General features: G+C 39.4%; 12 protein-coding genes, 1 pseudogene and 1 CRISPR repeat array (1 of these 14 only partly in view). Of the genes and pseudogenes, 5 read left to right on the forward strand and 8 right to left on the reverse strand.

What is annotated here, in order from left to right:
* Window positions 1–167: a CRISPR direct-repeat array (repeat unit 37 nt; unit sequence GTTTCCGTCCCCGTTAGGGGTGAAGGTAGTCTACGAC) (it extends 251 nt beyond the left edge of the window).
* 332 nt (window positions 168–499) lie between these two features.
* The 3 genes from cas2 to cas1 form a co-directional block, all read right to left on the reverse strand.
* Complete coding sequence (gene cas2, locus B4U84_RS23695) at window positions 500–784, reverse strand: CRISPR-associated endonuclease Cas2 (protein ID WP_131120752.1); 285 nt, start codon at window positions 782–784, stop codon at window positions 500–502.
* A 65-nt stretch (window positions 785–849) separates the two neighbouring features.
* Window positions 850–2,034, reverse strand: a complete 1,185-nt coding sequence (locus B4U84_RS23700) for an RNA-guided endonuclease InsQ/TnpB family protein (RefSeq protein WP_131120753.1) — start codon at window positions 2,032–2,034, stop codon at window positions 850–852.
* 303 nt (window positions 2,035–2,337) lie between these two features.
* A complete protein-coding gene (gene cas1 / locus B4U84_RS23705) occupies window positions 2,338–3,354 on the reverse strand; it encodes a CRISPR-associated endonuclease Cas1 (protein ID WP_131120754.1) in 1,017 nt (338 codons plus the stop codon).
* Window positions 3,355–3,510: 156 nt separating this feature from the next.
* Here cas1 and uvsE point away from each other — a divergent pair, with 156 nt between their 5' ends.
* The gene (uvsE, locus tag B4U84_RS23710) at window positions 3,511–4,464 is read left to right on the forward strand and encodes a UV DNA damage repair endonuclease UvsE (RefSeq protein ID WP_131120755.1); all 954 of its coding nucleotides are present in this window, start codon (window positions 3,511–3,513) and stop codon (window positions 4,462–4,464) included.
* 54 nt (window positions 4,465–4,518) lie between these two features.
* Entirely contained in the window at window positions 4,519–6,117 is a 1,599-nt protein-coding gene (locus B4U84_RS23715; protein WP_131120756.1) for an Hsp70 family protein, read from the forward strand.
* Between the two features lie 981 nt (window positions 6,118–7,098).
* On the opposite strand, the gene B4U84_RS23720 is transcribed toward B4U84_RS23715, so the two are convergent.
* Both B4U84_RS23720 and B4U84_RS31695 read right to left on the reverse strand, forming a co-directional pair.
* A complete protein-coding gene (locus B4U84_RS23720) occupies window positions 7,099–7,311 on the reverse strand; it encodes a helix-turn-helix domain-containing protein (protein WP_242677687.1) in 213 nt (70 codons plus the stop codon).
* 67 nt (window positions 7,312–7,378) lie between these two features.
* A pseudogene (locus tag B4U84_RS31695) lies at window positions 7,379–7,477 on the reverse strand (IS607 family transposase); the annotation flags it as partial.
* Window positions 7,478–7,557: 80 nt separating this feature from the next.
* Here B4U84_RS31695 and B4U84_RS23730 point away from each other — a divergent pair.
* Window positions 7,558–8,040 carry a DUF1499 domain-containing protein gene (locus B4U84_RS23730; RefSeq protein WP_131120757.1) on the forward strand — a complete coding sequence of 161 codons (483 nt, stop codon included), beginning with the start codon at window positions 7,558–7,560 and terminating at the stop codon, window positions 8,038–8,040.
* 307 nt (window positions 8,041–8,347) lie between these two features.
* On the opposite strand, the gene B4U84_RS23735 is transcribed toward B4U84_RS23730, so the two are convergent.
* The 3 genes from B4U84_RS23735 to B4U84_RS23745 all read right to left on the reverse strand — a co-directional run bounded on the left by B4U84_RS23735 (window position 8,348) and on the right by B4U84_RS23745 (window position 10,830).
* A complete protein-coding gene (locus tag B4U84_RS23735; protein ID WP_131120758.1) occupies window positions 8,348–8,887 on the reverse strand; it encodes a L,D-transpeptidase in 540 nt (179 codons plus the stop codon).
* 418 nt (window positions 8,888–9,305) lie between these two features.
* The gene (locus B4U84_RS23740; protein ID WP_017311639.1) at window positions 9,306–9,818 is read right to left on the reverse strand and encodes a L,D-transpeptidase; all 513 of its coding nucleotides are present in this window, start codon (window positions 9,816–9,818) and stop codon (window positions 9,306–9,308) included.
* 370 nt (window positions 9,819–10,188) lie between these two features.
* Window positions 10,189–10,830: a bifunctional 4-hydroxy-2-oxoglutarate aldolase/2-dehydro-3-deoxy-phosphogluconate aldolase gene (locus B4U84_RS23745; RefSeq protein WP_131120759.1), complete on the reverse strand. Its 642-nt coding sequence runs from the start codon at window positions 10,828–10,830 to the stop codon at window positions 10,189–10,191.
* A gap of 268 nt (window positions 10,831–11,098) precedes the next feature.
* Here B4U84_RS23745 and B4U84_RS23750 point away from each other — a divergent pair, with 268 nt between their 5' ends.
* On the forward strand, window positions 11,099–11,938 hold the full coding sequence (locus B4U84_RS23750) for a DUF2382 domain-containing protein (protein ID WP_131120760.1): 840 nt from the start codon (window positions 11,099–11,101) through the stop codon (window positions 11,936–11,938).
* Between the two features lie 460 nt (window positions 11,939–12,398).
* The gene (locus B4U84_RS23755) at window positions 12,399–13,895 is read left to right on the forward strand and encodes a polysaccharide deacetylase family protein (protein WP_131120761.1); all 1,497 of its coding nucleotides are present in this window, start codon (window positions 12,399–12,401) and stop codon (window positions 13,893–13,895) included.
* Window positions 13,896–13,947 lie beyond the last annotated feature (52 nt).

Consider the following 13,947-nt stretch of genomic DNA (forward strand, 5'->3'; position numbering starts at 1 on the left):
GTAGTCTACGACTCATAGGGAGTATGATGCGGCTCACGCTCTAATTGTTCTCGTGTTTCCGTCCCCGTTAGGGGTGAAGGTAGTCTACGACGGAGGTAACTTTATTTTTACCTACTATCTTCTCTTTAAAGTTTCCGTCCCCGTTAGGGGTGAAGGTAGTCTACGACCCTACCCTGTGGAAACTCTTGCTATATTTAGTTTTCAAGGTGCAGTTGCGCCAACGTACGGAAGCAGCGATGTAACCTAGTTGTACAGTACACATCTCAAAAAACATTTAGCGCCAAAAATTACTTTCAGCTTTCATATTACAGCAAAACAGCCACGAGTCAAACTAAAAAATCTAACTTTTCTTTGATTTATAAACTTTGGCTCATTCATAGTTCTGAATCCTCACTGCGTCATTTTCACGCTTCTCTTTACAATTGGTTACATTCGTGAAAAAGTAGATATGCAGGCAGTTTCAGCCTTCATATCCCCGTTAATTTCCAAACTCTAGTCTTTACAAAATTAAATAATCTGGGACTTCGTATGGTGCGGCACTACCATATACTCGCACCTGCTGTTTTGCCGTTGCATCAAGGGGATAAACGCGCAGATTATCCTCGCTAAGTTTGAGTAAAGGTAGCCAGCGCATTACTAAAAGATGGCTCAAAATATTTGTATCCAACGGACATTCAAACACCGAATATTGAACACGCTGACAATTTTGTTCCAAGAGTTTTGCTAACTTATGACGACGTTTGTCATCAGCGATGTCATAGCAAACCAACCACAGTTTAGTCATTTGATTACAAACGCCTCATACTGTGACGTACCCGTCGCTGACTCTTCGAGTACAGCGCGGGCTTCTCAATGACTCCTCTTTGAGGACATTAATTGAGCTTTAAGACCGTGCGTCCCACGGTTCTTTATGTTTATAGCCGCGTTCAAATCCCTGCACAAACTTATATGACAAACAGGACAATTGTGCATTCTTTGAGATAGCGGCTTTTTGACTTTGTGTCCACAACTAGAACATTCTTGGCTTGTGCCGTTTGGATTAACAGCTATTACCTTCAAACCAGCATTTTCGGCTTTGTTTGAAAGTATTGATACAAACTGACCCCATCCAGCATCATTAATACTTTTTGCCAGTCTTGTTTTAACTAGTCCTTTGATATTCAATTTTTCAACAGCAACAACATCATACTTATTAAGCAACGCTTTAGCTGTTTTAAAGTGAAAATCTTTGCGAGTATCAGCAACCTTTTTATGCTGTTTCCCCAGTTTTTGAATAGCCTTTCTACGACGATTAGAACCTTTTTTACGCCTTGATACTCTACGTTGTGCTGACTTTAACTTACGTTCAGCTTTGCGTAAATGCTTCGGTGCGGCAATCCTAGTATTGTCAGAAGCGACATAAAAATCAATTAAACCAACATCAATCCCAACAATGTTATCAGGGTTAAAGTCAGGTTTAATCGTGGGAACCGTTTTGTCATCAAGACTTAGGGTTACATAGTACCCGCCTGCTTTTTTGGTAACAGATACAGTTTTAATGTCAAATCCATCAGGTATTGGACGGTGGACAATTACTTTGATATCCCCAATTTTTGACAACGTAATTTTGTTGTTAACAAAGTGATGCTGTTTGAATTGGGTATAAGTAAAAGTTTTGTACTGCCCTTTACCCTTAAATCTTGGTTTACCTGACTTCTTACCGTTAATATCACCCTTTAACCATCTATCAAAAGCTAGTTCAACTTTTTTAGAGACTTCTTGCAATACTTGAGAGTGAATATCTTTGTACCAAGGTCTATCTACTTTGAGTTGAACCAAAGATGCCTTTTGGTTGTAGTAATTAGGTTGTTCTTTTAGCTCTGGTAGATGGCAAATTAACGGGCATCTATCAATAGGGCAACGATTCATTTCATACCAGTCAAACCTTTGGGCAAGCAAATAGTTGTATTGACAACGCAACATTTCTAGCGTCTTATCAATCTTCTCTGCTTGCTCTTTAGTAGGTTTGATTTTGTACTGGTATGAAGTTTTCATTACTTTATTTTTGTTATCGACCTATGTTTAGGATCACATAAATGTAACGACGTTGTACTGGCAATCATGAAAAACAAAACATTAAATTTAAGAATATCTGAGCGCAGATTAAATAAATTACGATTATATGCAAGTCAAAGCGATAAAACTATGACTCATGTAATTGAAGACTTTATCGATTCACTCAAAGTTAAAAATGGCGATTCCTCATCGACCCACTGTCCTGTCAAGGAATAGCGGATTAATTTGATTGTGGGTCAATTCGTCATCGTCCAAAAATTCATCCCGACGCTCAACTAAGCGTTAGAGCGCGGGGCTTCTTTTTGATTCAGCTAAACTTAACTCCACCAAACACCGTCCCAAACTCCGAGCTTGTTCTAAGATAATTTGACTCATACTCAGGTGACGGTTTTGTGGTGGATACAAAACAGTATTACGGAATTGCTTTTCCAACTCTGCCAAAAATAGCTTTTTCGCCACATCACCGACCCAAACACCAACACCATCAGGTGATGTATGAAAATCCTCTGGTGTTAACACATCAGATTGGATAATTGAAATTACCGCTTGGTCTACGATAACGGGTCTAAATTCCTCCATCGCATCCAAGACTAAATTGGGACGGTAGGGTTCTGTCGCATGGAAAAAACCCAAATATGGATCGAGTCCAACCTGTACGCAAGCAGAAAACACCCGTGCTAACAATACTCCATATCCCCAACTCAGCAGTGCATTAATCGGGTCAAGTGGCGGACGGCGATTACGTCCGGTAAAATTCCATTGAGGAGGAAACCAATATCGCAATGCTTGATAATATGTACGAGCGCAAATTCCTTCGACACCCATCAATTCACTACGGTTTAATAGGGTAGAGTTGTTATGTAAATTGTAAGAATAGGTGTTAATTAAATTGATAGCCTCTGCTAATTCAGCTATTTGTCCTTGGGAAGCACGGTTGCGACGTTGCAATAATACCCGTTGATTACGAATTTTCCCCATCACCAATTTTTGCGCCAATGCCATACCAAAAGCACTTTCTAAGATACGATACTGAGAAATGCGAATGGCAGGATTTGTCGCATAATTACCTTGTAACCGTCCGCGAAAATGACCATCTTGGCGCAGAAAAATAGTTTCAATGCTTTTGTCGAGTAATTTAGAAATTGCAACATCGGTGAACTGAACCCCTGGTAAAACAACTAATAAATCTACTTCAGCTAAACGACAGTTTTTTGATTGTTCTTTTCTGATAATTACTAGCGACTCGTTGCGATAGCGAACCATAGTTCCTGGTTCGGTCAAATATAGTGTTGTTGTCATGGATCATTGGCGCAAAAGTTTTACTCGCCAATTATGCACTAGGGGAGGAAACCGCTATTTCCATCAGTCTCAGGAAAGTTTCTACCTTCAGATACTCATTATTCACTGGCAAAAATTAGTTAAATCGAAACAGATGACTCCAAAATCCAAAATCGAATGACCCCAGTTGAGTTAGACAATCTCCCAGTTGTACAGTCCAAACCTCAAGATACCCCGCCGTATTTAGGATTGGTTTGCATCACCTTTTCTAAACAGGTGCGCTTTCGGACGATTACGCGCACTCGCTATTTACAACTAAGTGAGGAACAGCGCGTTAGTACCCTCAAAGAATTATATCGAGATAACTTACAACGTCTGGATGGAGCATTAACTTTTTGTCAACAGTATAATATTCGACTTTATCGGATGTCTTCTGGTTTATTCCCGTTGAGTGATTGGGAGGATGAAGTCGGCGCCAATCTACTTGAGGAAATGAGTGATGATTTAAGTAAAATTGGACAACGGGCAAGTCAACTGGGGATCAGAATGGTGCTGCACCCTGATCAATATGTGGTGTTAAGTTCTGATTCGCCGCAGGTAGTGACAACAAGTATTAAAATTTTAGAACGACATGCTAGAACATTAGACTTGTTGGGTTTACCTGTTTCTTCTTGGTCGTTGATGAATATTCACGGTGGGAAATCTCAACGAGTCGAACAGTTGGTGGAAGTAATTTCCCAGCTACCAGAAAACATCAAAAGTCGCTTGACTTTGGAAAATGATGAGTATGCTTACAGTGCAAGCGAAATTTTAGAGGTTTGTCAACGTACTGGTGTGCCATTGGTATTCGATGCTCATCATCATATCTGTCACGAAAATTTAGATAGTTATGATGATCCCAGTGTGACAGAAATGTTTTACGCTGCTCAACAAACTTGGACTAATCCTGAATGGCAATTAGTTCATATTTCTAATGGGGAAGAAGCTTTTAATGATAGAAAGCATAGTGATTTAATTATTGCCATGCCGAGTGTATATCGCCAAGCACCTTGGATTGAAGTGGAAGCGAAGCACAAAGAAGAAGCGATCGCCTATTTGCGTTCTTGGTGGCTATTGCAGAATAATTTTTAATAAAGGTGAAGTAGCTATTTGCGTCTTGGCAACAAAAGCGCAAAATTACTAGATATGGCGATCGCAATCGATTTTGGTACAAGTAACACTGTTATTACTCGTTGGAATCCTGTCACCAAAGAGTCAGAAACTCTCAATCTACCTGGTTTATCAGTTCAACAAAGTCTGAATCCGCCACTGATCCCCAGTTTGCTTTATGTGGAAGATGCTGCTCAAGGGCAAGTTTTGGTTGGGCAACAAGTGCGCGATCGCGGTTTAGACTTGAAAAATGATCCCCGCTTTTTCCGTACTTTCAAACGGGGTATCGGTACAGAAATCCAAGGTTTCTTACCCGAATTAGATGGACAAATAGTTACTTTTGAACAAGTGGGACAATGGTTCCTCAACCAGGTAATTACCCAATTAGAACCCATGCAAGGGGGATTGGAATCACTAGTATTAACCGTACCTGTGGATAGTTTTGAAGCTTATCGTTACTGGTTGGGCAAAGTTTGTCAAGCATTACCAGTAGAACAGGTGCGGATGCTCGATGAACCAACAGCCGCCGCTTTAGGTTATGGTATGGCAGACCAAGAAATTCTCTTGGTAATTGACTTTGGCGGTGGTACGTTAGATTTATCCTTAGTGCAGTTGGATCAAAGTACCAAAATCGCCAGTAAACCGATTGGGTTTTTACTCAAGTTTGGTAATAAATCTTTAGCAGAAGACTCCAAACAAAAGGTGAAAACTGCTCGTGTCTTGGCTAAAGCTGGACAAAATTTAGGTGGTTCGGATTTGGATAATTGGATAGTTGATTATTTTGCCACAACTCAAGGTTTATCCGTTAGTCCTTTAACAATGCGACTGGCGGAAAAGGTAAAAATTCAACTCTCAACTCAAACTCAAGCGAGTGAAGTTTATTTCAACGATGAAACCTTTGAAAGTTATGAGTTGGAATTAAATCGGGAGACGTTGGAAGGTATCCTGAGAGAACACTCGTTTTTTGAACGCCTTGATGAGTCGATGACTCAGCTACTACAACAAGCACGACGCCAAGGAATTGAAGTTGGGGATATTAATGCTGTGCTATTGGTTGGTGGTACCGTACAAATACCAGCGGTACAGACATGGGTAAAGCAATATTTTACACAAGATAAAATTCGATGCGATCGCCCGTTTGAAGCCATAGCCCAAGGTGCTTTGCAAATCACTCAAGGCGTCGAAATCAAAGACTTTCTCTACCACAGTTACGGTATTCGGTATTGGGATAGGCGTAACAATAGACACAGTTGGCATCCGATTATCAGAGAGGGACAACCTTATCCGATGACTCAACCAGTACAGGTAGTTTTGGGTGCTTCTGTAGAAAGTCAGCCCAGCATTGAATTAATTATGGGCGAATTGGGGACAGACACAGGTGCAACAGAAGTTTATTTTGATGGCGATCGCATGATCACCCGTCGTCTTGATAGTGGTATAACAACTGTCAAACCCCTCAATGATCGAGATGGAGCGAGGACAATTGCGAATTTGACACCACTAGGATTTCCAGGGAGCGATCGCATTAAAATCCTATTTTTAGTTGATGAACAAAGATTTTTGCGAATCACCGTTGAGGATTTACTTACAAATGAAACTCTGTTGGAAAATCAACTCGTAGCACAATTGAGTTAGTGATTAGTCGGGGCGATCGCAATACGTTTGAATAAGACATATCGATTGACATTTAAACCTTGTAGAGACGCGAAATTTTGCGTCTCCACATGTCCAAAATGGTGACGAAAAATTTTTAACTGAAACGTATTGGGTGCGATCCCTGCTTGTAGATGCGAAATTTCGCGTCTCTACATGTCCTCATTGGTCATAATTTGATCTAGTGAAAATAAAAGTTTTCTGCAAATCCTTCATCATTAGCCTATTGTGTATTTTCTTCATCTTCAATACAGTGTTTATCTTGTCCGTCACTCGCATAATTGCATATTTTAGTTTTAAGCAATTTACCAAACATTGTATTAATGACAAACGCAAAGGAATCTATAAAAATCAAATCCAAAACACGGTTGATCATTGATATTCCTGGAACTTAATTATCTATAAAATCATGTTTGAGGTTGATTCTACACAACTGTATACTGTCTACCTCTATATAAATCTCCAAGTTTTTACAGAAATTTTCCAGATAAAAATTTGTGATTTAGGACAGACAAGTCTGTGATTTTGGTCTTATTCTTGCTAGAAATATCTGTTTTAGGGAGCGATGGCGTAGCTTTATATCGTTTCTTTATGAAACTGCGCTAAATTCTCTCTATACATCTTCTCTTCGCGTCCTTTGCGTCCTTTGCGGTTTGTTTTTTATTTCCTGCGCGTCAGCACATCTTCATACAGAATTGGTTTCAATCCCTAATAGGGATTAGTTGAAGTTGCAACTTTAGTTAAAACTCCGTTATGTTGAACGTAGTAGTTTCAATCCCTAATAGGGATTAGTTGAAGTTGCAACGTTCGCTTCATCAGCACCCACCACGGGGAGCTTGTTTCAATCCCTAATAGGGATTAGTTGAAGTTGCAACAAGCAAGAAAGACTTGCTGCGGTAGAAGCAATGTTTGTTTCAATCCCTAATAGGGATTAGTTGAAGTTGCAACCCAAATGGTTCAGGGTCAGAAGGGCAAAATAAAATCAGCAATCAATTTTTTATGTAAATCAATTGCTGATGGTATCTTAATTGACTTGTCATCTTTGCGAAGTTCTAACACTTCTTTAACGTGAGCATTAGCCCAGTTATAAGCATGACGCGCCACGCCACAAGCTTTTTTAAATGATGTTTGCTGTTTGTTGTTTGGTATCAATGCTGTCTTGAAACTAAGTAACATTGCTCGACCTCCAATGTTTTTGATTACTTTGACAATATATCCCCAAACCTACTCAATGCCAACTAATTTAGGTAGATTTTTCCGCATCTTGTACAGCTTTGGCTACATTATCAAGTAGCTTTTTGTTTTTGCGACTACGAGAGCCATATAACCTTGCTGAAAAGACCCTTTCGCGCAAATTGTGTTTTTTGGAAATAATGCTACCTATTATAAGGAAAGTGCTATTAATTGAGGAGTGAATTTATCATGTTCAGTCTGCTAAGAGAGTTTACACAGCGACTCTTGTGGAGTCTCGCCCTTGTCATCTTCCTAACCCTGTCAATACTTCCTGCTGCTACTTGGGCTTATGCTTCTGGCTTGGGAGTCGCCAATGGTTATCTTAGTTCTTGTCCAGCTTCCAACAACTGTGTGGTGAGTCAAGATGCTGACTCTAAACACGCCATTGACCCAATAGCATATCATGTAGATCGCAACACAGCACGAGAAACCTTACTAAAAGTTCTCAGCGTTGTTCCCCGAACAGAGGTCATAGAACAGACAGATAATTACATTCACGCTCTTTCAAAAAGTCGCATCTTCAAATTTGTTGATGATGTAGAATTTTATTTTCCTCCCAACGAGTCAGTAATTCATCTGCGTTCAGCATCTCGTGTGGGAGAATCGGATCTCGGAGTTAACCGTAGGCGTATAGAGCAAATTCGTCTGGCTTTATTAGATTTAAAAATTTGATAAGGATCTAACGACACTAAGTTGTGACGTAACGACACTATGTTGTGACCTAACGACACTAAGTTGTGACCTAACGACACTAAGTTGTGACCTAACGACACTAAGTTGTGACCTAACGACACTAATACCAATTTAATATGAAGACGCATACAAAGACCCCACCCGCGCTAAGGCGCACCCTCCCCTTAGCAAGGGGAGGGTTGGGGAGGGGTAAAATTCTATGCAGCTTCACGAAGAATTGGTATAAGTTGTGACCTAACGACAAAAGTTTAGATCTTATAGCCGTTAAGTATCTAAACAAAATTAATTACTTATGGACTACAACGACCGTTCCCACATCAGCCCAATTGAAAAGCTTACGAGCTTCCTTTACTGGTAAATTTACACATCCATGGCTAACTGGTGTTCCAAAATTACTATGCCAAAAAGCACCATGAATTGCATATCCTTCGTAAAAATACATAGTATAAGGAACACCAGAAATATCATAGCCCGGTCCCCGCATTCTGGTAGAGCGATGCTTTGAGCCAATCATAAACTTACCCTTTTTTGTGGGAGTCGAACGCTTACCTGTGGAAACTCGCATAGAGTATACAAGTTGGCTACCTTCCCAAGCATATAAGCGCTGTTTTGACAAATCAATTTCGATTTTGCGAGGAGGACGTAGTTCTTTCCAGATATCAGCTTCGTTAATAGAGTTGCGATCGAATATACGATAGGAAAAATGTGAAAGAGTTGTTTTTGTCTGAGAATCGGAAGAAGTAAAAGCAGCTCCACACAAGATTCCCACAGATGCTAAAAAAGTTGTTAACCAAGCTACCCAACTACTACCAATCCAGTTTCCCATGATCTTAATTTGTTAACTTGCAGAAAATGCCCAAACTTAAATCTTGCACCTAGTAGTCCACCAACCCAACTTTGCTAGGTGAATTAACTTCTCAAATTCTCTTTTTCTCTTGTTCTTGGCGCACTACCTTACGGTAGACACGTAGACGCTTCTGCGGCTACTTGCAGAAGTCGCTACGCGCCTACCGTAGGTAGTGGCTTCCGCAGGTAGCCGCTTGCGCGTCTAAGGCGTCTTGGCGGTTCATTTTATACCCCTCAAAGTTAGGTTGCCAGACTACTAGCCCGAAATTAAAATTTGGGCTAAAAGCTAAAATCGGTTTTTAACCGACTGGTTCAGGAACCCATTTGAATGGATTTAAGCTTTGAGCCGAAAATTTATTTTACGGCTGATTTCAATTAGTGCAAGATGTTATTGTTTATTATCTTTGCACAACTACAGGCGTACCTACCGAAGCCCATCTGTATACCCATCTAGCATGTTTCGGTGGTAAATTTATGCAGCCGTGGCTAACTGGTCTACCAAATCTTCGATGCCAATAGGCTCCATGAATAGCATAGCCTCCCTTATAGTACATCGTATGTGGAACATTAGGAACGTTGTAGCCTCTACCCCGCATTCGAGTTTTTCTCAATTTGGTTTGAATCCGAAAAACGCCTGTACGAGTCGGTGTAGATTTCTTTCCTGTAGAGACAATCACTTTATAAACAGGCTTGTTACCTTGCCAAGCAATTAATCGTTGTTCCGACAAATCAACTTGTATCCAGCGTCGTTGAGATTGTTTAAGGTTAATGATTGCTTGTCTAATTGTACTTCTTTTTGATTGTTTCAAAACTCCTTGTGAAGGAGTACTAAAAACACTTAAACAAAGCGCTGTACCAACAATGAGTACTTTGAGAAAATGCACCCAACTGGAAGAAGATGTCTTTTCCATGATGATTAGACCATAATGCCATTATTTAGGAAAACTTTATTTTTATTTGATGATATTTTGCTTGTTGCTGCAACAGGCGTAAGTTTTCCTAATTTCATCCTATAGCAGATGTAGTAATTCGGAACTAGTAAAATTCAATGAAAATGAGGAATTGTTGAAAAATTAAATTCATGTAATTTTATTCACAAGGAAATTCTTAACAGGGAACAAATAAATATTAACCATCTGTTAAGCTTTGTTTATTTCATGTAAAAAAACTTGAGTTGTAGGTTTCAATTAGCACTCAAAAAAGATGTTTTTTACCCTTGTCTATTGGAGGAAAAACGGAGTCCGTGTAGCTCGTTCTTCGTTCCCCGTTCCCTCTGAATAATCAATCCCTAACTAAACAAGTATTAACTAAAGTTTTTGCTTGCTGAGATATTACTTCCCAATTTTCAGTTTCTACAAATTGTTTAGGAAATAACTCACTACTCAAACCGACTGCGATCGCTCCTGCTTGTAGGAATTCTTCGGCATTTTTTAAAGTCACACCACCTGTAGGAATCAAAGGAATATGACCCAGTGGCCCTTGTAGACTTTTGATATAGCTTGCTCCACCTACAGCTTGTACAGGAAACACTTTCACGCAAGTTGCACCATGATTCCAAGCGGTGACAATTTCTGTGGGAGAAAGCGCACCCGGAATAATCGCTATATTTTCCGCAACTGCTGCTTGGATCATCCTTGGATCAACATGGGGTGTAAACAGAAATTGCGCTCCTGCGGTGATTGCCTGATAAAGTTGTTCTAAATTTAACAATGTTCCTGTGCCAATAATACAGTCAGTTAATTCTGAACGGAGCTTGCTAATTAACTCGCAAGCATTAGCACTATTCCAAGTAATCTCTATTAATTTTATACCTCCAGATGCCATAGCCAAAGCCATCTGGCGTCCAAGTTCTAATTTTGAAGCGCGGATAACTGCGATCGCTCGGTGTTTTTTTACCTGTGTTAACCAAGGGTGATTGGACATGTGAACAAAAAATTAATAATTAGCTCAAAAGCAATATAGTTTAGTTCACTAAAAGTAACACTAACTTCAAATTTTTGTTTAATCTAACCAAAGATAGATACCATAATTAATAATCATCTAGTTAAAACTCAGCAATGATAATTTTTCAGCTATTAACAATAGATTTTTTCATACTTAATAATTAAGATAATTCAGTCGCAAGCAAGAGGTAAATAATTAACTAAATTTTTAAGGTAATAGTATAGATGCTTTCATAGGTAATTTTATTATGCCTCTTTTCAAACTTGAAGACTTTGACCCTACATACCGAGATACTTTTGGCGGTGATGATATTAAAGGTTTACCAATCTATACCGAAGGTGGAAATAGAATTGGGACAGTTATTGATGCGCTAGTAGATCCAGACGGACGTTTTCGTTATTTAGTCATTGAAACTGAATCAGATTTTCATAGCAAAAGAATATTGCTACCAATAGGTCTTTCTCGGATCGATTATAGTCAACAGCGTGTTTATGTGGATGGCTTAAGCAAACAACAAGTAGAAAATTTACCTGCCTATAGAGAGGATATGACTGTTGATTATGATTATGAAGAACAGGTACGCAGGAATTATCGTCCAGAACAAAATTTAACTTATGATCGCGATAACTACAATTATCAAAACGATGCATCTTTATATAATTTGAATGAGCAAAACCACCAAACATTCAAATTGTATGAAGAACGCTTAATAGCCAACAAAAATCGCATCAAAACCGGGGAAGTTACCGTTGGAAAGCATATTGAAACAGAAACTGCAACGGTTTCAGTTCCAATTGAAAAAGAGCGAGTTGTAATTGAGCGTGTTCCAGCCACCACAGAAGGTATTGCAGTTAGTCCCGATGAGATTCAATTCCAAGCAGGGGAAGTAGCACGCATAGAACTCTATGAAGAAACACCCGAAATCCAAAAAGAAGCTTTTGTACGCGAAGAAGTCCGGGTTAAAAAAGTAGTTGATAAAGATGTAGTTGAAGCTCAAGAAACAATTCGTCGTGAAGAATTAGATATTCAAACTGAAGGTAATTTACCTTTGGATGAAACCAATAGACAGCAAAGAGATATTCTCTAATTTTGTACCAGACGTGCCATGGCACGTCTCTACATTATTTATGTGTATCACGATTAATACCATTTCACAAAAAACCTGATACAAATACAGACCCTGTAGAGACGTGCCATGGCACGTCTCTACAAAATTTATATGTATCGTGATTAATGTGAATTGGTATAACGTGAAATAGTATGACACTCCCCTGTCGCCCATATAGCAATCCTAATTGAGTTGTAGATCCCCGACTTCTCTAAGAAGTCGGGGATCTACAACTCAATTAGGATTGCTATAGGAGAAAATTAATAAGACTAGATACTTATTGTTTCAAACTAACAAATTTGACTCTGAATTGTTGCTGGATGCGGGTAAACAATATTCAGCCCGTCACAATGATTGAATAATTAGTAAGTCTACGGGAATAAACAGAAGGCGAGTTACAAATCCTTCCCAATGACAAATAACAAAGGACAAATAACAAATGACTGCTACAGCACCATCTTTCAATCTACCCGCATTGGCAGAATTAAGGTCAGGGTTGCCGAATATCTGTGGTTGGGAAGCAGATATTCAGTCAATAGTGAAACAAAATAACCCAGTATATTTAAACACTACTAATCTTAAATTAGAAAATATCACTGCGGGATTTGCTTGCGCTCTACACATGCATCAACCAAGCATTCCCGCAGGTGCGAACGGCGAAATTATCAGTAATCTCCAGTATATGTTTGAACATCCAAATAATGGAGATAACCATAATGCCGCGCCTTTTGCATGGTGTTACAGCCGCATGGGAGAATTTATCCCGCAGTTGATTTCCCAAGGTTGCAACCCTCGAATTATGCTTGATTACTCAGGTAATTTGCTGTGGGGTTTGCGTCAAATGGGACGCAATGATATTTTCGACAATCTTAAGCGTATAACTTGTGACCCTCAATATCAACCTCATGTAGAATGGTTAGGAACGATGTGGAGTCATGCCGTAGTTCCTTCCACACCTATTCCTGATATTAAACTGCACATCCAAGCGTGGCAACACCATTTTGCAGCTATTTTTGGTTACGATGCCCTTAAGCGCGTCAAGGGTTTTTCTCCTCCAGAAATGCATTTACCAAATCATCCAGATACTTTATTTGAATACATCAAAGCATTAAAAGAATGCGGCTATCGCTGGTTAATGGTACAAGAACATTCACTAGAAAATCTTGATGGTTCTGCCTTAAAACACGAGAATAAATATATTCCCAACCGTTTAATTGCGCGTAATTCTCACGGTGAAAGTATCAGCATTATAGCATTAATTAAAACTCAAGGTTCGGATACTAAATTAGTTGCTCAGATGCAACCTTATTTTGAAGCCAAGGGTAGGGGTAAGCAACAAATTGGTAATCTGATAATCCCCTCCTTAGTTACCCAAATCGCTGATGGGGAAAATGGTGGCGTGATGATGAACGAATATCCCCGCGATTTCTTTAGGGTTTATCATGAAATCCGCGATGCAGGTAATAATTATGCAGGTGTGGTTGCACTTAATGGTACAGAATATCTCGAACTAATTGAAGCAGCAGGTGTAAATTTTGAAGATTACCCAACTTGTCAAGCTGTGCATCAGCATAAAATTTGGCAGCGAGTAAATCCAGATGATGCAACACCGGAAACTGTAGAACAGATAATTGCAGAGTTAAAAGCAACAGACCATCAATTCCATATGGATGGTGCTTCTTGGACTAATGATTTAAGTTGGGTGGAAGGCTATGAAAATGTTTTAGATCCAATGAAGAAACTCAGCATTATGTTTCATGAAAAATATGATTCATTGGTGCAGCAAGATTTCTCAGTAACACAAAGTCCAGATTATCAAGCAGCTTTGTTATATAACTTGTTGTTGCAAACTAGTTGTTTCCGTTACTGGGGACAAGGAGTTTGGACTGATTATGCGCGCGAAATTTATCGACGGGGCGAAGCAGCTTTAAGCTAGTGGTCTGTCCTATTTGTTTTGATGAGTCATAGGTGTTCAGATCCCGGACTTT

Source organism: Westiellopsis prolifica IICB1, from assembly GCF_004323185.1.
Classification (GTDB): domain Bacteria; phylum Cyanobacteriota; class Cyanobacteriia; order Cyanobacteriales; family Nostocaceae; genus Pelatocladus; species Pelatocladus prolificus_A.

Bases quoted from the DNA above. Each gene is read 5' to 3' on its own strand.
- cas2 (WP_131120752.1), bottom strand. From the start codon at position 784: ATGACTAAACTGTGGTTGGTTTGCTATGACATCGCTGATGACAAACGT.
- B4U84_RS23700 (WP_131120753.1), bottom strand. From the start codon at position 2,034: ATGAAAACTTCATACCAGTACAAAATCAAACCTACTAAAGAGCAAGCA.
- cas1 (WP_131120754.1), bottom strand. From the start codon at position 3,354: ATGACAACAACACTATATTTGACCGAACCAGGAACTATGGTTCGCTAT.
- uvsE (WP_131120755.1), top strand. From the start codon at position 3,511: ATGACCCCAGTTGAGTTAGACAATCTCCCAGTTGTACAGTCCAAACCT.
- B4U84_RS23715 (WP_131120756.1), top strand. From the start codon at position 4,519: ATGGCGATCGCAATCGATTTTGGTACAAGTAACACTGTTATTACTCGT.
- B4U84_RS23720 (WP_242677687.1), bottom strand. From the start codon at position 7,311: ATGTTACTTAGTTTCAAGACAGCATTGATACCAAACAACAAACAGCAA.
- B4U84_RS23730 (WP_131120757.1), top strand. From the start codon at position 7,558: ATGTTCAGTCTGCTAAGAGAGTTTACACAGCGACTCTTGTGGAGTCTC.
- B4U84_RS23735 (WP_131120758.1), bottom strand. From the start codon at position 8,887: ATGGGAAACTGGATTGGTAGTAGTTGGGTAGCTTGGTTAACAACTTTT.
- B4U84_RS23740 (WP_017311639.1), bottom strand. From the start codon at position 9,818: ATGGAAAAGACATCTTCTTCCAGTTGGGTGCATTTTCTCAAAGTACTC.
- B4U84_RS23745 (WP_131120759.1), bottom strand. From the start codon at position 10,830: ATGTCCAATCACCCTTGGTTAACACAGGTAAAAAAACACCGAGCGATC.
- B4U84_RS23750 (WP_131120760.1), top strand. From the start codon at position 11,099: ATGCCTCTTTTCAAACTTGAAGACTTTGACCCTACATACCGAGATACT.
- B4U84_RS23755 (WP_131120761.1), top strand. From the start codon at position 12,399: ATGACTGCTACAGCACCATCTTTCAATCTACCCGCATTGGCAGAATTA.